A 24512-nucleotide genomic window follows, 5' to 3' on the forward strand; every position below is an offset into this window, starting at 1 on the left:
CTATAAATGAATAATCGTTAAGTTTCGAGGCTCCATACGCCAGTGCCTGTCGCCGCGATATGATTAACATTTCCTTGTAGTACTTTGCTGCCAACATTCACAGATGACTGCGGACGACTGACCAAATACCCTTGCACGCAGCTAATACCCATACGCTTCACTAATTCAAACTGGGCGATTTCTTCCACCCCTTCGGCAACGATTTTAAGGCCAAGCTTTGCGCCTAACTCACTGATTGAATTTAATATTTCATTATACTTCGGGTTCTCATTAGCTTGGGCTATGAATAATCTATCAATTTTGATCACATCAATAGGTAGATCAGCTAAGGTGCTTAAAGAACTAAAACCGGTACCAAAGTCATCAATTGCGATAGTGACGCCTTCTTTTCGTAATTTCTCTAATTCATTAATAATAGTGTGACTTGCGGTGATCAATGTTGATTCGGTGATCTCTAACATCAAAGAAGTAGGCGGGAGACCCGTTTTTGCGAGTTTTTTCATTACCCATTCGTGAATAGGGCGATGTTTGAGTTGAATGCCTGAGACATTAACTGAGATTTTAACTTTGCGCATACCAGCATTATGCCAAGCTGCCATTTGTCGACATGACTCTAGCATTATCCAATCACCAAGCTCTAATATAAGGTTTGATTCTTCGGCAATCGGAATAAACTCTACTGGAGAAATAGCCCCTTCAACAGGATGATCCCAGCGCACTAATGCTTCGAAGTAATCGATGGCGCAATCTTCAACATGCACAATAGGCTGAAATGATAAATGAAAATTATGACACGCAATGGCTAAACGCAGCTCTTCGAGTAAGTAATGGTAGCGACGCATTTTATTGCCCATTTCTGGCGAATAGACTTTAAAAATACCACGTCCATCGGTTTTAGCACGATACATAGCAACATCCGCCATTTGCAACAAAGCATGGGGAGTTGATGCACTCTCCGGGTAAACCGCAATACCGACACTGGCACTGATCTTTATTAGTTTATTGCCTAGTACAAAGTCTCGCTCTATTTCGTTTAATACATGCTGTGCAACATCCAAACTTTTAGAACTGGAATCAATGTTATTAATAAAAATAGAGAATTCATCGCCCCCTAAACGCGCTAAATTTTGCTCTAGTAGACTGGTTGGATTGATATCATTAAGCTTGTGATGGCGCAATACGCTGGCGAGGCGTTCGGCTACTTGAATCAATACTTCATCACCAAAACTGTGACCAAAAGAGTCATTTACTTGCTTAAAACCATCTAAATCAATAAATAACAAGGCACAGTGAATGTTTGTGAGTTCAGCACCACTGAGTTGACGGTCTAAGTGCTCTATATAAGCGTGACGGTCAATTAACAAGGTCAATTTATCTTGGCAAATACTGGTTTGAGTTTCACGAGCATAATTGGCTACATGGCTGGTTAAGGCATTAATTGCTTGGCTTAAGCGGGTAACTTCTGTTGCATGCTCAAGCTCAGGAAGTTGAATGTTAAATGACTCGATTACTTTTTTTGTTTGTGTATTAAGTTGTTCTATTAATTGTTTTTCGCGTTTAATGTTTAATTGCTTACCAAAATACCAAGTTAAAAATAAACCTATTAAAATCAATAAAATAAAGTTTATGGGTGACAAAATAGTGGCATTGAGCATTGATGACACTTGGGCAGTAATAAATTGTGTGTCTGTTGCTTTAATAAGTAAATAATCTGTACCATCTTTACGAACAATATAATGGCCATTTAATATAGGATTATACCAAGAGGGCATCGTTAGTTGGGTGGTAGCAGTATCAAAAGCGCGAGTGGCGATACTAGATTGTTGTGGGTTAATGGTATTGACTTGCTTGGTCAATAAAATATTCATGCCGTAGCAAAAAATAAACATAGCAATAAAGGCAATACTGAGTAAGCGAAAAAGTTTAGTCATTCCATTAAACCATTTTATCCCAATTATATGAGTTTATTATTAGGTATTACATAATTTTATCAGTATATAGTTTGTCAGAGTCACTGACAAAACATTTCTTTTTACAATAGTCTTGTAAAAGCAACCCTTTTCCTGTTAAGTGTTATTTTATCGATGTTTGCCGAACTTTTACTCAATTTAATCATTAAATAAATTCACTTTACCAGCGGTTAGTTGTTAACTACTTTAAAGGTCATAATTCAGACCGTGATTAAACTTGGTTTAGTTCTTGCTCTCATTTAATTGGTGATAATGAGGTGAGTGTTTTGTGTTTTATTTGCACATATTTGGTGCGATATTTTTTTAATTGCACTGTCATAAAGCATAAATATAACTTTGTTTAACTAAGGTGTGTTTATTTTTCGAGGTTACTTTTACTGCAGTATGTTTGATTGTTAGGCAAATCAGAGCACATAGTAGTGTTTTATCTACATAAATTGTGCGATAACGTAGCATAACGACCAATCGCAGTTTGAAAGTTGAACAAATTTCAAGCTTGAAAAGTTACACGCCCTAATAAAAATACATTTTACAGCCCTGCGTATGTTGAGTAGTTGAACGCACTTCTGTGGCAAGGATTAATTGACCTTAAGGTTTAGTTTGGAGCCCACTATGTTAAGTAAACGATTTTTTAAAACTAAAAATGAAGCTGAAGTTACATTTGAATTTCAGCATCCTCAGGCTGAGCAAGTTCAGTTAGTTGGTGAATTTACTGATTGGCAACCTGTTAATATGAAGTTTAATAAAAAAGAGCGATGTTTTAAGTTAAAACAGCGCTTACCGAATGATCAACAGTTTCATTTTCGATATTTAGTTAATGGTACTATTTGGGATAATGATCATCATGCTGATGGATACATAGCAAACAGCTTTGGTACAGAAAATAGTATAGTCAATACACAACGTATTTAAGGCGCGGTAAATGGAGTCTCTTTCACAGCTTTTTTATCTACATGGTATTGGCTATGAATACACCAAATATACCGGTGAACACGTGGTTTTTAGCGATGCAACCCGCAGTGCGGCACTCAGTTGTTGTGGTGTTGATGTTACAGATCACGCTCAAATAGCGCATTTAAATATCAGCTTAGATGCCAATAAGTGGCTGCAACTAGTACCAGAGTGTAGTTTGGTATGTGCTGAACAACCAGCCGTTAAAGTGCGTATTGATAGGCGTATGCTAGGGCAACAATGTACCGTATCATTTGCACAGCTTGATTTGCCTAGCATTACTCACCAATTAGCTGATTTGCAATGCAGTGGCGATTATTTATTTAACGACGTCACTTATTTAGAGCTTATTTTACCGCTTCCATTATTGCCAATTGGTTATCATGATGCGCATATTAGCGTTGCAGGTTTAACGGCGACAACTCAACTGTGGGTGACACCTAAATATAGTTTCCAAGTGACAGATAAAAAGCAAAGCGGGCTTTCAATTCAACTTTATAGTTTAAAAAATAATGCAGCACTAGGGATAGGCGATTTTGCCGATTTATTATCGCTGACCGAGCAAGCAGCAAATCATAAACTGGATTATATTTTACTCAATCCACTGCATTTATTATTTTCCGAGCAACCAGAGCGAGCAAGTCCGTACAGTCCAAATAATCGCGCGTTATTAAATCCACTCTATATATCAATTGATTTATGCGATGACAGCATTAATAACCCCGATATCACTGCGTATTTACAAAGCAGCTATGCGAGTGACTTTAAAAAGCGGACTCTGCAGTCGCAGTATATTAATTACAGTGCAGTGAGTGAATTCAAATACGCAGCCTTTAACTTGCTATACCAGCATTTTTGTATGCATGGGAGTGAGCACCGCAAACAACACTTCAGCGATTTTTGTCAACAGCATGGTGAGACACTTGCGACCTTAAAAGTCACTGACAGCGACTTTGCTTACTACTTGCAATGGCAAGCATATGTGCAATTAAAATTATGCCAAACTACCGCCCGAGAGCAGGGAATGAGTATTGGTTTGATCAATGATTTAGCGGTGGGGTGTGCCGGTGATGGCAGCGAGTTTCTCAATCAACAATCGTTGTTTACCGATTCTGCTTATGTAGGTGCACCGCCTGATCCATGGGCAGAGCATGGCCAGAACTGGGGATTGCCAGCACTGAATCCGATTAAGCTCAGTGATAATAATTTTAGCTACTACCGAGCATTGATCCGTGCAAATATGGAAAACGTCGGTGGTTTGCGTATCGATCATGTTATGGCAATTCGCCGTTTATGGTGGTGTTTCGAGCATCAACAGCAACAAGATGGTTGCTATGTGTATTATCCATTTGAGCATTTATTAGCGGTACTGACAATAGAATCCCATTTGAATCAATGTATTGTCATTGGTGAAGATCTTGGGGTTGTTCCACCAGAGGTGAAAGCTGCACTTGCAGATAAAGCAATATTTTCAAATAGCTTATTCTATTTTGAAAAAGATTATCAAGGTGAATTTTTAGCGGCCCAGTCATTTGCGCCACAATCATTGTTAATGGTTGCAAACCATGATGTACCGCCTTTCTTTGGTTGGTGGCAGGGGCTTGATCTTACCTTGAAACTAGAATATCAATTAGTTGATGAACAACAATTAGCTCAACTGCGTGCAGACCGAGAAATTGAAAAACAACGACTACTGCGTTTTCTGTCAGGATGTGCAGAGCACACCTTGTTTGTGGACAGTACAGCAAGTGATGTTTATCAGGCGCTGACCTTAGGCTTGGCCGCTGCACCAGCGCGGTTATTTACTATCCAGCTCGATGATTTAGATGAGCAAACGTTACCTGTAAACATTCCTGGAACGGATCAAGAATACCCTAATTGGCGTCGGGTATTAACGCATTCAAGTGAACAAATATTAACTCGTCACAGTGCATTTCTCAGTGCTATTAATTCCATAAGGACTAATTAAATGAACAGTATTGTTCGTAAAACCGCAAAGTCACAGCACTATGATCAACAAGTTAATGCTTTAAAGCGCGGCTGTTTTAAAGACCCGTTTAGTTTTTTAGGCGTACATGCAATTACTGACACGCACAGTGAAATACGCTGTTATATGCCCGGGGCAACAAAAGTAACGATTAAACTGCCTCAGCAAATGATTGTTAGCACACGCTATGGAGATTCAGATTTATTTATAGCACAGCTTAGTAATCAAGATATTTCAGCTTATCAGCTAGTGGTAGATTACAGCGATTGTCAGGTTATTTGTGAAGATGTGTATAGTTTTGATAGCAGCCTAGATGATAGTGCAATGTACTTATTTAATGAAGGCACATTAGAGCACGCATATCGCCATCTTGGTGCCCACTTTATTGATTTTAAAGGTGTTGCAGGTGTACGTTTTAGCGTTTGGGCACCTAATGCAAGCAGTGTTTCAGTTATTGGTGAGTTTAATCACTGGCAGCAAAGCCAACACTTTATGCGTTTTAACCCTGCGTCTGGAGTCTGGGACTTATTTATTCCAGAGCTAAATGAAGGTCAGTGTTATAAGTTTTCTATAACAACACTCAGTGGCGAAGTGCTCGAAAAGGCTGATCCATTTGCATTTAAAATGCAGCAAGCACCAGGCACTGCTTCAGTACTTCAAACTCGGCCCGCAGCAATTAAACTAACTGATAAAATGCAACGTCAGCGTGTTAAACGCAACGCGATTGATGCACCTATCTCTATTTATGAAGTGCATTTAGGTTCTTGGCAGCGAAAAGAGGGAGATCTTTATTTAACTTATCAAGAATTAGCACAGCGGTTAATTAATTATGTCACTGAGCAAGGCTTTACGCATATCCAACTTATGCCGATCAGTGAATTTCCATTTGATGGTTCTTGGGGGTATCAGCCAGTTGGCTTATTTGCACCAACGAGTCGGTTTGGCGGTTTGGATGATTTTCGTTATTTTGTAGAGCAATGCCACCAAGCTAACATTGGTTTACTCATTGATTGGGTTCCAGGCCACTTCCCAAGTGATCCGCATGGCTTGCATCGTTTTGATGGCACACATTTATTTGAACATGCCGATGTGCGTCAAGGTTTCCATCCAGATTGGAATACCTATATCTACAACTATGATCGCCCAGAGGTTCGCAGCTTTTTAGTTGCTAATGCAATGTATTGGTTAGAAGAATTTGCCATTGATGGATTACGTGTCGATGCTGTTGCCTCAATGCTATACCTTGATTACAGTCGTGAAGATGGACAGTGGATCCCGAATAAGTTTGGCGGACGCGAGAATCTTGGTGCTATTGAGTGTTTAAAACAAGTTAACTTACGTTGTTATGCTAATAACCCCGGCATTATGATGGTGGCTGAAGAGTCAACGGCGTGGCCTGGTGTTACCCGTCAGGTGAATCATGATGGCTTAGGATTTGGCTACAAGTGGAATATGGGCTGGATGAACGACAGCCTTCACTATATGCAACGCGATCCTTTATATCGCCAACATCATCATCACGAATTAACTTTTTCGATGGTGTATGCCTATAGTGAAAATTATATTTTACCTTTGAGCCACGATGAAGTGGTGCACGGTAAAGGCTCATTAATTGAAAAAATGCCTGGTGATGATTGGCAAAAATTTGCAAATTTACGCGCTTATTATGCATTTATGTGGGCGCATCCAGGCAAAAAATTACTGTTCATGGGCGGTGAGATTGCCCAGCGTAGCGAGTGGAATCATGATCAATCAATTGATTGGCATTTACTTGAGCATCTATCGCATCAAGGTGTACAACGAACTATCGCGCAGCTCAATAAAGTATATCGCGATGTTCCAGCTTTACATCAGCTAGATACTGAACCGTCAGGTTTTAGCTGGATCGATAATCAAAATGCCCAACAGAGTATTTTTAGTTTTATTCGCTTTGCTAAGAAAGCCAGTGATTACGTGGTTGTGATAAGTAACCTCACGCCAACGGTTTATCATGATTATTGTATTGGTGTACCAAGCTCAGGTGAATTTGAAGTCATTTTAAATACCGATGATGAACAGTTATTTGGTTCTGGAGTACAAGTGTGTGGGCAATCAGCTAAAACAACCAGTACAGTAACTCCATGCCACGGGCATCAACATAGCATTAAACTCTCACTGCCAGCGCTTGCGACGGTTTATTTAAGAAGGGTGGCTGATGAGTTTATCGATTGAATTAAATAAAGGGCAAACTTTTCCGCTGGGAGCCAGTGTCTTAACAAACGGTGTAAATTTTGCCGTTTATGCGCCATTGGCTAAACAGTTGTATGTGTGTTTATTTGATGCCAGTGGTCATACCGAAGTTTTAAAGTTAGCAATGAATAATAATGAAGGGGGGATATGGAGTTTACATATAACCCCACTGGCTATGGGCACTTTATATGGTTATCGCGCAGAAGGTGAATATCAACCTAAAAAAGGATTGTTTTTTAATAGCCAAAAATTGTTAATTGACCCCTATGCAAAAGATTTATTTGGTGAGTTTACCTGGAGTGAACGACACTATGGGCAAATGCCTAAAGGTACTTTGAGTACGGTAAACAACGCCATTGATATCCCTAAATCTAAAGTCACACAGCTGCAGCCTTATCAAGGTAAAAAACCGAGCCATAGTTGGGGAGAAACGGTTATTTATGAATGTCACGTTAAAGGCGCCACAGCACGACATCCCTCTATTCCAAGTCAGCTACAAGGTACCTATTTGGGCTTGAGCCATCCCAGTTTTATAGAGCATTTACGTACACTTGGCGTAACCACTTTAGAACTGTTACCGGTACATAGCTTTATTAGCGAACAGTTTTTAACCGCCAAAGGCCTGCAAAACTACTGGGGTTACAATACATTAAATTTTTTTACACCAAATAAAGATTACTTAGTAACTGATGAAATTGGTGAATTTCAACAAATGGTTACTAAACTTCATCAAGCGGGTATTGAAGTGATTTTAGATGTGGTTTATAACCACACCGCAGAGGCTGGCAGCGATGGTCCTGTGCTATCTTGGCGCGGTTTAAATAATCCGGGCTACTACCGCAGTGTTAACGATAATCCTGAAGTGTATATCAATGACACTGGGTGTGGTAATACCTTAAATATAGACGACCCATTTAGCTTGAAAATGGTACTCGATAGCTTACGTTATTGGGTAGAAATAATGGGGGTTGATGGTTTTAGGTTTGATTTAGCAACTATTCTTGGGCGTACGCCGCATGGCTTTAGCCAAACCCATAGTTTTTTACAAGCAATCAATCAAGATCCAGTGTTAAGCCAAGTGAAATTAATTGCTGAGCCTTGGGACATAGGCCCTGGTGGTTATCAATTGGGAGCATTTCCTGCGCCTTGGCGTGAGTGGAATGATAAATACCGTGATGTTGTTAGGCGCTTTTGGCAAGGGCAGCACAATATGCTGGCTGATCTTGCAAAACGTTTACATGGCTCTTTTGATTTGTTTGATCATAATCACCGTGGGCCATTAAATAGTATTAATTTTATAACCAGTCATGATGGCTTTACCTTAACCGATTTAGTGAGTTACGAACAAAAGCATAACGAAGCAAATGGTGAACAAAACCGCGATGGTCACAGTGCTAATTATTCGTTCAATTGCGGTGTTGAAGGCTTTACTGATGATTTAAAAGTTACCTCCATGCGGTTACAACAACAAAAAAACTTTTTACTTACCTTACTACTTTCCAAAGGGGTGCCTATGCTGTCATCAGGCAGTGAAATGGGCCACTCGCAAGGAGGGAATAACAATGCTTATTGTCAAAATAACCGCACTAGTTGGCTGGCATGGAAAGACTCGCAGCGTAGCCACAGCCTCATTCGTTTTATTGACGATGTATTGACCTTACGAAAGCAACACTGTGTGTTTAAACACAGTGTATTTTTACACGATAGCGATAAGCGATTTAGTGTTGATTGGTATACTGAGCAAAGCCAAGCCATGCAAGAAAGTGACTGGCATGATGGTTCAAAACAGTTTTTGATGTACAGCTTAAGAGACACACAATTAAATACGGCATTACTCATTATTTTGAATGCCAGTAATGTGGCAGTTAAATGTCAATTACCTGCTAATCACGATTTATCGGTATGGCGTTTAGCGATTTCAAGTGTTGATCAAGCAATGGTTAAAAATACAGAACAGTTTGAGGTTGCTGCACAAAGCAGTTGGGTTTTTACAGCCAATTTAGAGGACGAATGTAATGGCGAATAATGGTGAACAAATGTGTGTTGCTAAAGGTTGGCAAGATGCCCCTTTAATAGATGAAAGTACCCTTGAAGATGATTTATCACGCCATTTCTATTATACCCTTGGGCGCGATAAGGTCGGAAAGTCTCAACTGTATTTGTATAACGCACTAGCGTTGACAATTCGCGATCGATTAGTCGCTCGTTGTCGAGCAACAAAACAGCAAATGCACAGTGAAAAGCGTCGAAAAACGGCTTACATATCACTTGAGTTTTTAATGGGCCGAGCATTAGGTAATGCCATTTTAAATTTAGATTTAGAAGAGCAAGTCAAACTTGCACTTAATAATTATTGCGCTCACATTGAACATGTTGCGCAAGCAGAGCATGACGCTGGGTTAGGTAATGGTGGTTTAGGCCGCTTAGCTGCGTGTTTTCTAGATAGTTGTGCGAGTTTAGCATTACCTGTAACCGGTTATGGTATTCGTTATGAATACGGCATGTTTAACCAGTCAATCGAAAATGGCCATCAAATAGAGCAGCCTGATAATTGGTTACGTGAAGGGCATCCATGGGAGCTGAGCGCACCAGAGCAAGCCAAGCGTGTTAAGTTTTTTGGCCATGTTGAAAGTTATACTGATAAGAACGGACGCATTCATCGACAATGGTTAGACACTGAAGATGTATTAGCTGTCCCTTATGATGTGCCGATCCCAGGTTATAAAAATGACATAGTTAACACCCTCAGACTCTGGAAATCAGAAGCCACTGATGAGTTTGATTTAGGTGAGTTTAACGCCGGTAGTTACTCAGAAGCCGTCGCGCATAAAAACCTTGCAGAACAAATCACCATGGTACTTTATCCTAATGACAGCAGCGAAAATGGTAAAGAGCTACGTTTAAGGCAGCAATACTTTTTATCGTCGGCGAGCTTACAAGATATTGTTGGTCTATGGGTATCACAGCATGGTGAAAAGTTTTGTGATTTTGCTGATTTTCATGTTTTTCAACTTAATGATACCCACCCAAGTATTGCTGTTGCAGAGTTAATGCGATTGCTGATTGATGATTATGACTTGGATTGGGATGCTGCATGGCAGATCACCACAAAAACCATGGCGTATACTAATCATACGTTACTTCCAGAAGCGCTCGAAAAATGGTCTGTATCATTATTTGCGCGTTTATTACCGCGTATTCTTGAAATAATTTATGAAATAAATGCACGTTTTCTTGCTCAAGTTGCGTTGGCGTGGCCGGGTGATGTTGCAAAACAACAAGCGTTGTCTTTAATTGAAGAAGGCTCAGATCCACAAGTAAGAATGGCGTATTTAGCCATTGTTGGCAGTTTTTCAGTTAATGGCGTAGCTGCACTGCACACAGAATTACTTAAAGAAGGTTTGTTTAAAACTTTTTATGAATTGTGGCCTGAAAAATTCAACAATAAAACTAATGGTGTAACGCCAAGGCGGTGGATAGCTCATTGTAACCCCAAACTAACCCAGTTGATTGGTGAAAAAATTGGTCAAGATTGGGTGAGGGATTTTGCGCAAATTAGCCAGCTGCGTCGCTATTATGATGATGTTAAATTCCATAAACAATGGCAAAGCGTCAAACTTGAAAACAAACAACGGCTAGTTGATTTAGTCAAAGAGCGTTGTGGTGTTGAATTTGACACTAGCATGCTATTTGATGTGCAAGTTAAACGAATTCATGAGTATAAGCGCCAATTACTGAATGTATTACACATAATTCACTTGTATGACCGGATCCGTCGTGGCGATACCGCTAATTTAGTGCCACGCTGTGTATTACTAGGAGGAAAAGCCGCACCGGGGTATTACATGGCTAAGCGCATTATTAAGCTAATTAATAATGTTGCAGATGTAATCAACAAAGATCCGCTTGCTCAGCCTTATTTACGGGTGGCATTTTTACCAAATTATAATGTTACAGCAATGGAAACGATTTGCCCCGCAACAGACTTGTCTGAACAAATTTCAACCGCAGGTAAAGAAGCATCTGGTACCGGTAATATGAAGTTTATGATGAATGGGGCGTTGACGATTGGCACTTTAGATGGTGCTAATATAGAAATTCGCGATGCAGTAGGGGCTGATAACTTCTTCTTATTCGGCGCACAAGCGGAACAAATTGAGGGAATAAAACAAAGCTATAACCCATTACATATTATTCATAATACGCCTGACTTACTAAGTGTTATGCAATTACTTGAAAGTGGGCACTTTAATTTATTCGAACCTGGTTTATTTGACGACATTATTGGTGCAATCAAAAGCCCACATGATCCTTGGTTGGTTGCCCACGATTTTGATAGTTTTGTACAAGCACAAAAGGCGGTTGAACGCGCCTATCAAGATCAACAGCATTGGACGCAAATGAGTATTTTAAATACTGCGGCTAGTGGTACTTTTTCAAGTGATAGAACGATCAGCCAATACAGTGATGATATTTGGCATTTGGAAGCATTAACAACATCTAGTTCGGCCGACACAGCCGTAAGCAACAGCAAAGATTAATACGGAGATAAATTATGCCAAGTTATGCAAATCGCTACATAAGTAGTCTGACACGAGAAACCTACGCACTGATTTTAGCAGGGGGCAGAGGTTCACGCTTACATGAATTAACAAATTGGCGGGCCAAACCGGCGGTTTATTTTGGTGGCAAACATCGTATTATCGATTTCCCGCTATCAAACTGTATTAATTCAGGTATTCGTCGTGTTGGGATTGCCACACAGTATAAATCGCACTCGCTGATCCGCCATGTTAACCGTGCATGGGGTCATTTTAAAAAGGAACTGGGTGAATCGGTAGAGATATTACCGGCATCACAGCGTTATGGTGACGAATGGTATTGCGGCACTGCAGATGCGGTGTTCCAAAATATGGATATTATTCGTCATGAGCTACCTAAGTATGTAATGATTTTATCTGGCGATCATGTTTACCGTATGGATTACGGCGGCTTATTGGCAAAACATGTTGAAACAGGTGCAGACATGACGGTGTGCTGTATTGAAGTTCCTTGCGAAGAAGCCGCAGAAACATTTGGTGTGATGACGGTAGATGAAGAGAAACGAGTACGTCGTTTTGACGAGAAACCGAAAATGCCAAGTTCAATTCCTGGTCGTCCGGGCACTTGTTTAGCGTCAATGGGTAATTATGTATTTAATACTGAGTTCTTATTTGAACAACTAAAAAAAGACGCAGAAAACGAAGGTTCAGGCCGTGATTTTGGTCATGATATTATTCCAGCAATTATTGAAGAGCATAATGTATTTGCTTTTCCATTTCGAGAGCCTGGTCATGACGGCCAACCTTATTGGCGCGATGTGGGTACACTGGACTCATTTTGGGAAGCAAACATGGAACTGGTGATGCCAGAGCCACAGCTGGATTTATACGATCCAACTTGGCCTATTTGGACCTACCAAGAACAACTGCCACCGGCTAAGTTTATTTTTGATAATGACGACAGACGTGGCATGGCTGTAGATTCAACCGTATCAGGCGGCTGTATTATTTCAGGCTCGGTGGTTCGTAAATCACTGTTATTCTCTAATGTACATATTCGCTCATACTGCGTCATTGAAGAGTCGGTGATATTACCAGGTGCGATTATTCAACGTAATTGCCGTATTCGCCGTGCTATTATCGACCGTGGATGTGAAGTGCCAGCCGGTGTTGAAATCGGTTTTGATCGTAAAGCAGACGAAGAAAATGGTTTCAGAGTATCTAAAAAGGGTATTGTGTTAGTGACCCGTGAAATGCTCACAGAACTTTCCAAAAAACTTGAGCGCCAAGAGCGTGAGAGTAAACAATTAGCTTAAAATATCATACAGTTGTAGGAAGTAAGAAAAAGATGCATGTATTAATGGTTGCGGCCGAAAATGACGCTTTACCAAATGCCAAAGTGGGTGGTGTTGCAGATGTACTACGAGATTGTCCCAAAGCATTAGCGGAGCTTGGCTTAACCGTTGATGTGGTTATTCCAGATTATGGTTTTACCACGTTAGAGCGTGTGCAATTAGGCACGCTCCATGTGCCCTTTGCCGGATATATCTATGATGTTCAAGTGTGGCAAGTATATGTTGATCAGCAGCAAGTCAGGCAATTAGTTCTATCACATCCGTTATTTAGTCAGCACCATGGCGCTGTATACTGTAATGATGATGGTGACCGACCTTTTGCCACTGATGCCACTAAGTTTGCATTATTTAATGCTGCAGTGTGTGAAGCGCTATTGCAAGGTGTGATCACTCGTCCTGATGTGTTGCATTTGCATGATTGGCACAGCGCGTGTGTGGCGGTATTGTTAAAGTTTGATCATCGGTTTGCATCTTTTTCTTCTTTGCGCAGCGTATTTACAGTACACAATATTGCACTGCAAGGGATCCGCCCATTCAAAGGAGATGATTCAAGTTTAGAAGCATGGTTTCCGGCGTTGAGTTATAACGGCGAGATATTATGCGATCCGCGTTATCCTCATTGCTTTAATCCGATGCGCAGCGCTATCAATTTAGTTGATAAGATACATTTAGTATCTCCAAACTACGCACAAGAAGTATTGCAAGCCAGTGAACCGCATAATGGTTTTTTTGGTGGTGAAGGCTTAGAGCGCGATTTGAATAATGCGATGGCGAACAATAAAGTCGTCGGAATATTAAATGGCTGTGAGTACACTGAGCACAATGCACAGTCAACCAGTACGCTATCACAATTATACTTTGAGATAGAGCAGGCATTGTTTGTTTGGATGGCTAAAGAAGTTAACCTGCAAAGCAGTTACTATATAGCTCATCAACGGTTGCAGCAGTTCATTGAGCAGCCAGTTAAAGGGCCTTTAGTCACCAGTGTTGGACGCCTAACCGATCAAAAAGCTTTGTTACTGCGCCAACCCTACGAAAACCAGCAAGTGCTTGATGCATTGTGTGAAAAGTTAAATGAACAGCAAGGACGTATGATCATTTTAGGTTCCGGTGACACGGCCCTTGAAGAGGTTATAACAACTGCCATGGCACGAAATAGTAACTTATTATTTTTAAAGGGTTATGGTAATAGCGTTGGCGAATTACTGTATGAGTTAGGGGACTTATTCTTGATGCCTAGCTCCTTTGAGCCATGTGGTATTAGCCAAATGCTTGCTATGCGAGCAGGGCAGCCTTGCTTAGTACATCAAGTCGGTGGTTTAAAAGATACTATCACTCATTTGGAAAATGGTTTTAGCTTTAGTGGTGACACATTACAAACACAAAGCGAGGCGCTGGTAACGTGTTTTGCTAATACTCTTACTCTGAGACAAGAACAACCCAAACAATGGGATGAAATTGTCAGCAATGCTAAGGCTGCTCGCTTTACATGGTCTTATGTAGCAAAGGACTATATCAGTAAACTTTATAATTAATACTGCTATTTATCATCTTACTAGCTATAATGGATTGCAATAACATTATGATTTAGTTACTTAGTATTGTGTTTTATTTCGTAACTAACCATCAATAGTCGAGTTTAAGGGTGAAAAAGTGCAAGTATTTGTTGCGCGCCAAGCAATATTCAATCGTCAACAACATGTAGTTGCCTATGAATTATTGTTTCGTAATAGTACCAATAATTGTTTTCCAGATATTGACGAAAGCGTCGCAACAGCAAAACTGATCATGGAAAATCAGCTTAATTTCGGCACTCGACATATTACTGCTGGTAAAAAAGCACTGATTAATATCGGTCCTGATTCTTTAAAAATGGATTTATGTGCATTTTTGCCTTCGCAAGATGTGGTACTTGAGTTGCTCGAAACAATTGAGCCGACAGAAGAAAACTACCAGCTATGTCGTGCGCTGTTTCATAAAAACTTTGTGTTAGCACTTGACGATTTTGTATATGAGCCTAAGTGGGAAAGGTTTTTAAAACTTGTTAAATTAATCAAATTTGATATTCAAATAACTCCTTTGCAGCAAATTGAACCGCTGATTCGACGGCTGCAAAAATACAAAAAGCTAAAGTTGCTTGCCGAAAAAGTCGAAACTATTGATGATTTTAAAATAGCTCATAAGATGGGCTTTGATTATTTTCAGGGTTATTTTTTTGCCAAGCCGGTAGTCATTCAACAAAAAGACATTGATATAAACTATGCACTAGCGTTGACCATCTATGCACAAGTTATGAAAGAGCATCCTGATATCAATTCGATTGCGCGATTGTTTCAATTAGATACAGCATTAGCATTTAAGTTATTAAGATTGATCAACAGCGGTGTGTTTCCTGTCCAAAAAGAAATAGAGTCACTCAAACAGGCTTTAGTTTATTTAGGTCATGATCATATAAAGAAGTTTGTTAGTTTGATTATTACCGCTCACGTTGCACAAACGAAACCTAACGAATTGATCAAAATGTGTATCATTCGGGCGCGATTTTGTGAGCTGATAGCGAAAAAGATAGCGCCTTCGCAAGCGAATAGTGCCTTTTTAACCGGTCTTTTTTCGTTGTTGGATGCAATATTAGACCGGCCAATGGAGCAGTTACTCCTTCGTTTACCATTTCCAGAACCAATCAAAGACGCTCTAATGGAAGAAAAAAACACCCTGTATTATATCCTTACAACAGTAAAAGCGTATGAATCAGGTAGCTGGTGGGCTATGGAGCAAGCAGTTGTATTTATTAACATAAATAGTGATTTACTGCCGAAGTTTTATCGAGATGCGCTAGACTGGTCAAACATACATAAGCACAACTAACAAGTCGAGCTCAATAATGCGTAATCAAAATATGGATGTTATTCGTGGTGTTGCTGTGCTCGGCTTAATGTACATGAATGCCTATTCCTTCGGTTTATTTGAATTTGGTTACGTACCATTACAGTCCCCGCCTTTTTCGGATCATGTTATTCAATGGGTGAGCCTTAGTGTTATTGACGGCCGCTTTCGCAGCTTATTTTGCTTACTCTTTGGTGCTGGCTTATATATTCAGTGGCAGCGTTACCAGCAGGTTGAGCAATTGCAAAAACGCTTAAAAGTATTAGCCGTGTTTGGTTTACTACATGGCTTTTTGTTGTGGGCTGGTGATATTTTGTTTATCTATGCATGCGCAGGGTGGTTGGCCATACAATACCTTGATGCGAGTGACGAGATATTATTAAAACGCGGTTGGCAATTTCTATCATTAGCCGCAGCGATAACTTTTTTGATAGCCTTAGTTGACCCCACACTGACTATCTATCGAGATTCGGCAGATTTTTTAGCAAGTTATAATGCTTCACAAGGATCGGCATTAACTATTTTTGTCAATAATAGTGTGATGTTTATCGTGATGCTCATTGCACTTCCGCTGATCACTTTGTGGATGGCTGCAGGATTAATGCTATTCGGTATTTATGGCTATAAAAATAAACTGTTTGAGACCGGTTTAACTAAATTAAGCAAAATCAGAGTATTGGCAATTGCGCTACTGTTAAGTGCGATTAGGATCAGTTTTGAATATCAATCTAGCTTATTTATTAGTGCATTAAAAGAACCCGTAAGCTGGTTTGCAGCATTATTCACAGCCCTATTAATTATTCATTTTGTGGTAATGCTGATGACCAAACATGACTTTCACTTTATTGCATTGCAGCGTGCAGGAAGGCTCGCATTAACTTTATATCTAATGCAAACTATTTGCTTGTTATTGTTGTTTAAAGTTTTTTATCCGCACTGGGTGCTAAGCTTTAATCATTTAGAATATTACGTATTAGTGAGTGGTTTAGTTATTTTTCAACTTAGTTTTAGTGTGATTTATTCGCGTTATTTTAAGCAAGGTCCAATGGAATTTATTTGGCGAAAGTATGCAAATGCTGCTTGAGTTGAAGCTACTGTAAATAGTGTGGTAATTTTTCTCTGTCACAGTAGGTTAAAATTATCGCAAACCCATATACCGTAAAACAGAGCAATCGTTTAAGTATAAACAAACAGACTAGATGTTTGCTGTGAAAAGGCTAATTGTTGGTTTAACGGCGCTTTATACTGCGTTATTAATTTTAACAAGTGGCTTCTATTGTTTGCAATCTATGCCTTGTCTAAATCGCTTTTAAATTCAACTGAGCTCGCATCTTAAGGTGGTTTGGGTATACAATATCGGCCTTTAAAATTAATATGAATTTGGCCCATGACAGACTTAAAACGATTAAATAAATTTATTAGTGACACTGGTTTTTGTTCACGACGCGAAGCGGATAAATATATTGAAGATGGTCGTGTTACTGTCAATGGTATTCGACCGGAAATGGGTGTCAAAGTAGCATTGTCTGACACGGTACTGATTGATGGTAAGCCGCTGAAAAAAGTGCCGAAACGCGCGTACATCGCTTACAACAAACCCGTTGGTATAACCTGTACAACTGAGCGTAAAATTCAAAGTAATATCGTCAAAGCGGTTAACTACCCAGATCGTATTTTTCCAATTGGTCGCTTAGATCGCCCATCAGAAGGGTTGATTTTCCTGACAAATGAAGGAGATATCGTCAATAAAATCCTTCGTGCAGGTAATAATCATGAAAAAGAGTATGTTGTTACAGTCGACAAGCCATTAAATCGTCAGTTTGTGAATAAGATGGCAGGTGGTTTACCAATTTTAGATACAGTCACGAAAAAATGCAAAGTTACACAAACAGGACCGCAACAATTTACTATTGTATTAACGCAAGGTTTGAATCGTCAAATTCGTCGTATGTGTGAGTACTTGGGCTATGAAGTGGTCACCTTAAAACGCGTACGTATCATGAATGTCACGTTAAAAGGCTTAAATGTTGGCCAGTGGCGCCATTTAACTGAGCAAGAAATGGCTGAGATTAATAACTCGATTGCCGACTCGGGCAAAACCGAGGAGTTATCAGTGGATGAGAACAAACAATCTGCGAATATCAGCAAGCCTAAACAAGCACGCACGCCTTACAAAGATAACGATAAAAAGCGTGATTTTGCTAAGCATGTCAAACAAGGCCGTTTTGATTCTAAAAATGACCAAACTAACGCCAAACCTGCAAGAAGAAATAGCACCACTCGCACAGGCACATTAAGCCTTAAAAAATAAGATCAAATTGTAAAACCAGGAACAACATAAATTGTGCTCCTGGTTTTATTTAAACCTCAGTTATTTTGCTTTTGGCACCTCAATTTTAAATAGCACGGTATAAAGCACCGGCACTACGATTAATGTCAACACGGTTGCAAATCCTAAACCAAACATAATCGTCACCGCCATTGATTGGAAGAACACATCAAATAATAATGGGATCATTCCTAAAATGGTGGTGATTGCTGCCATCGCAACGGGCCGCACACGGCTTACACCGGAATCAAATACTGCTTGATAAGGCTCTTTGCCTTCACTGAGCTCAAGGTTGATCTGATCAACCAACACAATGCCATTTTTAATCAACATACCGCTTAAGCTTAATAACCCAAGTAGCGCCATAAAACTAAATGCGGCGTTCATCACTAGCAAGCCGGCGCTGACACCGATGATTGCTAAAGGTACTGTGGCCCAAATAACCAGTGGTTTTTTTACTGAGTTAAATAGCAACACAGTGACTGCAAACATCGCTAAATAGCCCAAAGGTAACGAGCCAAAAATAGCTTTTTTTGCCTTTGTTGATGATTCAAACTCACCGCCCCATTGTAATTCATAGCCATTAGGGAGTTTAATTGCTTCAATACCTGGCCTGATTCTTGAAAATAGTTTAGCGGGTGTTTCATCGCCGATTACGTCATGATCGGCCATTACTGTAATAGTACGTTTGCGATCGCGGCGCATTATTAGGCTGTCTTCCCACTGTACAACAAACTCATCCACCACTTGAGTAACTGGCACGAATACGCCTAATACTGGGCTGTATATTTGTAGGTCACGGAGGCTTTCAACATTAAGACGCTCTTGTGCCGGTGAGCGGGCAATAATGGGGATCTGTTGAGTACCATCTTTGTAAATGCCGACTTTTTTACCGGAAAAACTGGTTAATAATAGTTGGTCCAAGTCTGTTTTAGCGATACCCAGACGCCGCGCTTTTTGTTCGTTAAGTTGCGGGCGAATGAGTTTTGAGCGTTCACGCCAATCATCACGGATATTATAAGCACCGGTATCTTTTGCAAGCACTTCTTTTGCTTGTTTAGCTAATTGGCGAAGCACTACTGGATCAGCCCCCGAAAAACGTGCTTCTATTTTAGCATCAGTAGAAGGGCCTATTTCCATACGTTTTATTTTAAGCTTGGCATCAAATACGTGGCTGTATTCATAGTCGCGAACTTTTGCAATCATCGTCGCCACTGCTTCGCGGTCTTTTACACGGATAATTAATTGACCATAAGCTGGGTATGATTTTTCAGGTGCGTAGGTCAACATAAACCTTGGTGCGCCTTGGCCTATCGTTGACGTTACTTCTTCGACCAGCTCATCTTTTTGTAAGAATGCTTCGAGTTTGGCGACGCCATCTAAAGTGGCATGAATATCAGCCCCTTGGGTATGCCAATAATCAACGTAAAACATTGGCGTGTTAGAAGCTGGAAAAAACGCTTGTTTAATAAACTTAAAGCCAAAAACAGAGCTAGCTAATAAAACGACCATCAACAATAAAGTGGTTTTACGAAAACGCATCGAGGTGCTTAATAAACTTTTATATAGATTAAAGATCACACCTTGATATGGGTCTTCATCATGGCTTTGCTGCTTGAGCTCTGTTTCTTTAAACATTAAGTCAGCAAAGAAAGGAGTTAAGGTGATGGCAGTGATCCAGCTTAATAATAATGAGATAAATAATACCCAAAATAAGCTGCCGGCAAATTCCCCACTAGCGTCAGAGCTTAAGCCAATTGGCGCAAATGCAGTAATAGCAATCACGGTTGCGCCAAGTAAAGGCCACTTTGTTTGCTCCACTATATTAGCCGCTGCTTTTATCTTTGTTTGCCCTCGCTTTAGGTTTATTAAAATACCTTCAGTGACTACGATGGCGTTATCAACCAACATTCCTAATGCAATGATCAGTGCACCTAAAGAGATACGTTGTAAATCAATCGCAAACAGTTTCATGAAAATGAATGTACCTAATACGGTCAGCAATAAAATTGCCCCGATCAGTACGCCACTTTTAAAGCCCATAAAGACAAGCAGGACAACAATAACGATAGCGACAGCTTCGAGTAAGCTGATGATAAAGCCATTGACTGATTTTTCGACTTCAACAGGTTGGTTATAAACGGTATTTATTTCCATGCCATGGGGGCGCTGATATTCAAGCGATGCTAAATGCGCTTTAATGTTATCGCCTATATCCACAACGTTTACACCACTGCTAAACGATACGCCAACGAGCAAGGCTTGCTGCTGGTTAAAACGGATTACATTATTAGGTACTTCGGCGTATTCACGAAACACCGTTGCAACGTCACCGAGGTAAATCAGTTCATTTTCACCTGGTTTTGAGATCAGTAGATTTTCGAGCTCTTTTACGTCTTTGAATTCGCCTGTTGGGTGCAGTCTAATTGATTCATCGCCTACGCGTATTTTACCTGCATTCGATACGGTATTTTGTGATTGCAATAATTGATAAATTCTAGTTGGTGCAATACCAAGCTGCGCCAGCTTACGCGTCGATATTTCAACCATCACCTGTGCTTGTTGTTCACCACTGACGGTCACTTTACCTACGCCGTCAACGAGTACCAGTTCGCGCTTTAAGTAATCAACATAGTTTTTTAGTTCGTCATAAGAGTAACCATCGCCAGTGACGGCATACATTACGCCGTATACGTCGCCAAAATCATCTAAAATGGTACTTGGGTATACACCACTTGGCAGTGATGAAGCGTTATCGTTAATCTTGCGCCGTAGCTCATCCCAAATTTGTCGTAAGTCTTGTTTGCGATAGTTGCTTTTCATTTCAACGGTAATTTGTGATTTCCCAGGAGATGAAATGCTGGTTACGTAATCCACATACGGCAATTGTTGAATTGCATTTTCAATCGGAAAAGTAACTTCATCTTCTACCTGTTGTGGTGAAGCGCCAGGATATAAGGTGATCACCATGGCTTTTTTTATTGTAAATTCAGGGTCCTCAAGCTGACCAAGTCCTAAATAAGATACTACGCCACCGATTAATAGTAATAGCGCGCACATCCAACTGACGACCTTTTGTTTTATGGCAAGTTCAGCAATGCTCATTTTATAAGCCTCGCTCTTTTTGCCACGGACGTACTTGCATGCCTTCTTTAAGGTAGTGAACACCAGCCGCGACCACAGTTTGACCTTGCTCTAAACCAGCAAGCACTTCAATACCACGTCGATGTAATTGGCCAACTTCAACAGCTTGCTTTTTCACCTTGCCAGTCTGTGGATCGTATAGCCAGACATAGCTGTTATTAGTAGGCTGTGTTGGTTCAGAGAACACCGCTTCAACAGGGAGTAAAATATAGTGTGATTGCGAGTGAGTAACTTTACTTAGATCAATATCTACACTGCCGGTCATGCCTGCCAACAGGTTAAAATCCTTAGGCACAGGTAATGAAAATACCACCTTGTAAGTTAATGTGGCTGGATCTGCTTGGGTGTCGAATTCTTTAATCATTAAGGTATATGATTTATTTGGAAAACCGTCAAAAACCACGCTTGGCTGATAGTCAATGTCTTTATCAATACGGGCGATTAGTTTTTCGGGTACTTGAATGATCACATCCATTAAATCACGGGTTTCTAAGCGAAGAATGTTTTGTTTTGCTTGGATATTCTCAAAGTTTTTAACAAACACTTTGGAAACGGTGCCGCTAAAAGGGGCACGTAATTCGCTATTATCTAAGTTGGTTTTTGCAATTTTTAATGCCGACTCAGCTACCTGTTTATTGGCAAGTGCCTGATCAAGTTCGGATTGACTGGTAATTGATTTATTAAATAGTTTTTGTACGCGTTCAAGTTGCGAGTGCGCCAATTCAAAACGTGCTTTTCGCTCATCATATTGCAGTTGAAAATCTTCAGGGTCTAACTTGGCAAGGAGTTGATCTTTTTCAACATGTTGACCCGCCAATGCCGGGAACTCTAATAACTCACCGTTAACTCTAAACGCCAAATAAGATCCTTGATTTGCCACTACTTCTGCCGGAAAACTGCGTATTGTCTGATCTGAGTTAGTATCAATTTCAAATAGTTTTACTGGACGAATAGCTTGTTCGACGTGAGTGTCGGTATTTGACTCTTTACAGGCGACTAAACTCAGTATTAATGTTGATATAATTAAAACTGGCGACAGTTTCATGGTCTTCTCCGTGGCTATGAAAACATAAATTAGGTGCAGCATACGCCGCGAACATATAAAATAAAAATTATTAAATTTTAAAAAGATCATAAATAAAATTTATAATCTTAAGTTGGACCATTATGAACTTAGTGCAGTTAAAAATGCTTGATGCCATTGTTCGCACTCAAAGCTTGTCGCAAGCTGCTTCAGCACTGTATAAATCGCAACCAGCTTTAACGTTAGCTATTAAGAAACTTGAAGCTGAGCTTGGTTTTGAATTGTTAGATCGTAGCCATTATCGATTGCAATTAACTGAAAAGGGTCGTATTTATCATCGCGAAGCAGCATTATTATTAGATGCTCAGGCACATTTAGCACAACTGGCCAGTGAGCTTGCACTTGGTAATGAAGCAAATTACAAAATTTGTTATGAGCAGTTATGTCACCAAGCACTGTATAACGATATTATTTGCAATGCTTTTGTTAAACATACCAGCACCGAGTTTAGTGTAACCAGCGGAAAACGCTTTGTTTCTCTTGAGCAAGTTAATAAAGGACAAGCAGACTTAGGGATTGGACCGTGGTTTGATTTGTTTCATGCTACAGGCGATTTAGAAAGTTTACCGATTGGCAAGCTCGATATTGGTATTGTTAGTGTGACAGGATTAGTGCCAGATAAAGTAACTTATCAACAATTACAGAACTTTCCTTGTTTAGCGATGTTTGAAAGTGATATGAGTTTTGACTCTGATCGTTTATCGTATTCAAAAGGCTCTACCATGATGAAAATTGATGATATATCAACTTTAAAATCGTTTTTATTATCGGGAGCTGGCTGGGCAATGATGAGTTTAGCGCATTGTCAAAATGAACTTGAAAGTGGTGTATTACAACAAATTAAAATACTAGACAGAGAAAATACGTTTAGCGCACAGATCAGAGTATTCCGACAAAATGCCACTCATCATGGACCCGTGGCAAGAGCCGTGTGGCAAGATTTTAAGCAGTTAAGTAAAACGTTTTTAGGGTCGTAAATGCAAGCCAGTAAAGAAGACAAAATTTATACTGTGATGGCGAATATACCGCCAGGAAAAGTAGCCAGTTATGGACAAGTAGCGGCAATGGCAGGATTGCTAAATAATGCTCGGCTAGTAGGGCGGCTATTAAAGTTAATGCCAAAAGATTCAAGCATACCTTGGCATAGAGTGATCAACAGCCAAGGTAAAATTTCTTTTCCTGAAGGGACAGCGCAGTACCAAAAGCAATATCAATTACTGCAAAGTGAAGGCGTAATTTTTAAAAATGGTCGTGTTAATATGCGTCAATTTCAGTGGGACTAATTAAAAAATTTAACCGACCGTAATAATATAGCGGCTGATTGCAATATAGTGACAAACACAGCCAGCAATCACAAATACATGCCAAAGTGCGTGGCTATATTGACGACTTTTAGCACTATAAAAGAGTGTGCCGAGACTATACAAAATCCCTCCACTGAGTAACCACCATAGTGCGTTTACTGGCACATTTAAATAAAGCGGGTAGACGATTGCAACTGCAAACCAACCCATTAATAAATATGTTGATAAAGACACCTTTTTGTTTTGTTTTTTCACCATTAATTTATAGCACACTCCGCCAAGTGCTAAAGACCATATAAATACTAGCGTTAAAATCGACCAAATCCCGGTTAATGAGAGTACTAAAAAAGGGGTGTAAGTGCCTGCAATTAAAATATAAATAGCACAGTGGTCACATTTTTTATAAAAAGCCCGCGCATCTATGCTGCTACTGCTGTGATAAAGCGTAGATGATAAAAACAGCAACAATAAACTACCGCCATAAATAATTGCACTGACCGTTGCTTCAATCGTGTGTGTCTTGCCGATAAGCTCCCACAATACAAACAGTGAAAATACAACGCCTGCGCCGTGAGACAAGCTATTAAGTTGCTCTTCTTTTTTAGAATAAGCGGGTTTAACCGACATGACATACTCATCGTAAAACATTAATATGGGTTTGAGTGTACAAGTGTACGCTGAAACTTTCAATGCTTATTTATTGACTATATTTTAGTGTTTTTAACCACTTTGAAT

Annotated in this window: 16 protein-coding genes; 12 read left to right on the forward strand and 4 right to left on the reverse strand. The window is 39.9% G+C overall.

Annotated elements, in window-relative coordinates:
* Positions 1-17: 17 nt before the first annotated feature.
* Positions 18-1931 carry a putative bifunctional diguanylate cyclase/phosphodiesterase gene (locus PSR9079_RS01445; protein WP_149980157.1) on the reverse strand — a complete coding sequence of 638 codons (1914 nt, stop codon included), beginning with the start codon at positions 1929-1931 and terminating at the stop codon, positions 18-20.
* Positions 1932-2582: 651 nt separating this feature from the next.
* Here PSR9079_RS01445 and PSR9079_RS01450 point away from each other — a divergent pair.
* The 10 genes from PSR9079_RS01450 to rluF all read left to right on the forward strand — a co-directional run bounded on the left by PSR9079_RS01450 (position 2583) and on the right by rluF (position 18227).
* Positions 2583-2882, forward strand: a complete 300-nt coding sequence (locus PSR9079_RS01450) for an isoamylase early set domain-containing protein (RefSeq protein ID WP_149980158.1) — start codon at positions 2583-2585, stop codon at positions 2880-2882.
* 10 nt (positions 2883-2892) lie between these two features.
* Positions 2893-4890 carry a 4-alpha-glucanotransferase gene (gene malQ, locus PSR9079_RS01455; RefSeq protein ID WP_149980159.1) on the forward strand — a complete coding sequence of 666 codons (1998 nt, stop codon included), beginning with the start codon at positions 2893-2895 and terminating at the stop codon, positions 4888-4890.
* Positions 4891-7119 carry a 1,4-alpha-glucan branching protein GlgB gene (gene glgB / locus PSR9079_RS01460; RefSeq protein ID WP_149980160.1) on the forward strand — a complete coding sequence of 743 codons (2229 nt, stop codon included), beginning with the start codon at positions 4891-4893 and terminating at the stop codon, positions 7117-7119.
* Entirely contained in the window at positions 7103-9163 is a 2061-nt protein-coding gene (gene glgX / locus PSR9079_RS01465) for a glycogen debranching protein GlgX (protein WP_149980161.1), read from the forward strand. Before glgB ends, glgX begins: the two co-directional genes overlap by 17 nt.
* Positions 9153-11678, forward strand: a complete 2526-nt coding sequence (locus tag PSR9079_RS01470) for a glycogen/starch/alpha-glucan phosphorylase (RefSeq protein ID WP_149980162.1) — start codon at positions 9153-9155, stop codon at positions 11676-11678. The genes glgX and PSR9079_RS01470 overlap by 11 nt, the downstream gene beginning before the upstream one ends.
* A gap of 14 nt (positions 11679-11692) precedes the next feature.
* Complete coding sequence (glgC, locus tag PSR9079_RS01475) at positions 11693-12994, forward strand: glucose-1-phosphate adenylyltransferase (protein ID WP_149980163.1); 1302 nt, start codon at positions 11693-11695, stop codon at positions 12992-12994.
* Positions 12995-13026: 32 nt separating this feature from the next.
* Entirely contained in the window at positions 13027-14568 is a 1542-nt protein-coding gene (locus tag PSR9079_RS01480) for a glycogen synthase (RefSeq protein ID WP_149980164.1), read from the forward strand.
* 118 nt (positions 14569-14686) lie between these two features.
* The gene (locus tag PSR9079_RS01485; RefSeq protein WP_149980165.1) at positions 14687-15898 is read left to right on the forward strand and encodes an EAL and HDOD domain-containing protein; all 1212 of its coding nucleotides are present in this window, start codon (positions 14687-14689) and stop codon (positions 15896-15898) included.
* A 16-nt stretch (positions 15899-15914) separates the two neighbouring features.
* On the forward strand, positions 15915-17000 hold the full coding sequence (locus tag PSR9079_RS01490) for a DUF418 domain-containing protein (protein WP_246175468.1): 1086 nt from the start codon (positions 15915-15917) through the stop codon (positions 16998-17000).
* Positions 17001-17303: 303 nt separating this feature from the next.
* Positions 17304-18227 carry a 23S rRNA pseudouridine(2604) synthase RluF gene (gene rluF / locus PSR9079_RS01495; protein ID WP_149980166.1) on the forward strand — a complete coding sequence of 308 codons (924 nt, stop codon included), beginning with the start codon at positions 17304-17306 and terminating at the stop codon, positions 18225-18227.
* 60 nt (positions 18228-18287) lie between these two features.
* Here rluF and PSR9079_RS01500 read toward each other — a convergent pair whose 3' ends face one another.
* Both PSR9079_RS01500 and PSR9079_RS01505 read right to left on the reverse strand, forming a co-directional pair.
* The gene (locus PSR9079_RS01500) at positions 18288-21350 is read right to left on the reverse strand and encodes an efflux RND transporter permease subunit (protein WP_149980167.1); all 3063 of its coding nucleotides are present in this window, start codon (positions 21348-21350) and stop codon (positions 18288-18290) included.
* A gap of 1 nt (position 21351) precedes the next feature.
* Positions 21352-22434 carry an efflux RND transporter periplasmic adaptor subunit gene (locus tag PSR9079_RS01505; protein WP_145235892.1) on the reverse strand — a complete coding sequence of 361 codons (1083 nt, stop codon included), beginning with the start codon at positions 22432-22434 and terminating at the stop codon, positions 21352-21354.
* Positions 22435-22556: 122 nt separating this feature from the next.
* Here PSR9079_RS01505 and PSR9079_RS01510 point away from each other — a divergent pair, with 122 nt between their 5' ends.
* Positions 22557-23450, forward strand: a complete 894-nt coding sequence (locus PSR9079_RS01510) for a LysR family transcriptional regulator (RefSeq protein ID WP_149980168.1) — start codon at positions 22557-22559, stop codon at positions 23448-23450.
* On the forward strand, positions 23451-23756 hold the full coding sequence (locus PSR9079_RS01515) for an MGMT family protein (RefSeq protein WP_145235885.1): 306 nt from the start codon (positions 23451-23453) through the stop codon (positions 23754-23756).
* A gap of 9 nt (positions 23757-23765) precedes the next feature.
* On the opposite strand, the gene trhA is transcribed toward PSR9079_RS01515, so the two are convergent.
* The gene (trhA, locus tag PSR9079_RS01520; RefSeq protein ID WP_149980169.1) at positions 23766-24404 is read right to left on the reverse strand and encodes a PAQR family membrane homeostasis protein TrhA; all 639 of its coding nucleotides are present in this window, start codon (positions 24402-24404) and stop codon (positions 23766-23768) included.
* Positions 24405-24512 lie beyond the last annotated feature (108 nt).

Origin of the sequence: Pseudoalteromonas rhizosphaerae, assembly GCF_902498845.1 — a bacterium.
GTDB lineage: Bacteria > Pseudomonadota > Gammaproteobacteria > Enterobacterales > Alteromonadaceae > Pseudoalteromonas > Pseudoalteromonas rhizosphaerae.

Bases quoted from the DNA above. Each gene is read 5' to 3' on its own strand.
- PSR9079_RS01445 (WP_149980157.1), bottom strand. From the start codon at position 1,931: ATGACTAAACTTTTTCGCTTACTCAGTATTGCCTTTATTGCTATGTTT.
- PSR9079_RS01450 (WP_149980158.1), top strand. From the start codon at position 2,583: ATGTTAAGTAAACGATTTTTTAAAACTAAAAATGAAGCTGAAGTTACA.
- malQ (WP_149980159.1), top strand. From the start codon at position 2,893: ATGGAGTCTCTTTCACAGCTTTTTTATCTACATGGTATTGGCTATGAA.
- glgB (WP_149980160.1), top strand. From the start codon at position 4,891: ATGAACAGTATTGTTCGTAAAACCGCAAAGTCACAGCACTATGATCAA.
- glgX (WP_149980161.1), top strand. From the start codon at position 7,103: ATGAGTTTATCGATTGAATTAAATAAAGGGCAAACTTTTCCGCTGGGA.
- PSR9079_RS01470 (WP_149980162.1), top strand. From the start codon at position 9,153: ATGGCGAATAATGGTGAACAAATGTGTGTTGCTAAAGGTTGGCAAGAT.
- glgC (WP_149980163.1), top strand. From the start codon at position 11,693: ATGCCAAGTTATGCAAATCGCTACATAAGTAGTCTGACACGAGAAACC.
- PSR9079_RS01480 (WP_149980164.1), top strand. From the start codon at position 13,027: ATGCATGTATTAATGGTTGCGGCCGAAAATGACGCTTTACCAAATGCC.
- PSR9079_RS01490 (WP_246175468.1), top strand. From the start codon at position 15,915: ATGCGTAATCAAAATATGGATGTTATTCGTGGTGTTGCTGTGCTCGGC.
- rluF (WP_149980166.1), top strand. From the start codon at position 17,304: ATGACAGACTTAAAACGATTAAATAAATTTATTAGTGACACTGGTTTT.
- PSR9079_RS01500 (WP_149980167.1), bottom strand. From the start codon at position 21,350: ATGAGCATTGCTGAACTTGCCATAAAACAAAAGGTCGTCAGTTGGATG.
- PSR9079_RS01505 (WP_145235892.1), bottom strand. From the start codon at position 22,434: ATGAAACTGTCGCCAGTTTTAATTATATCAACATTAATACTGAGTTTA.
- PSR9079_RS01510 (WP_149980168.1), top strand. From the start codon at position 22,557: ATGAACTTAGTGCAGTTAAAAATGCTTGATGCCATTGTTCGCACTCAA.
- PSR9079_RS01515 (WP_145235885.1), top strand. From the start codon at position 23,451: ATGCAAGCCAGTAAAGAAGACAAAATTTATACTGTGATGGCGAATATA.
- trhA (WP_149980169.1), bottom strand. From the start codon at position 24,404: ATGTCGGTTAAACCCGCTTATTCTAAAAAAGAAGAGCAACTTAATAGC.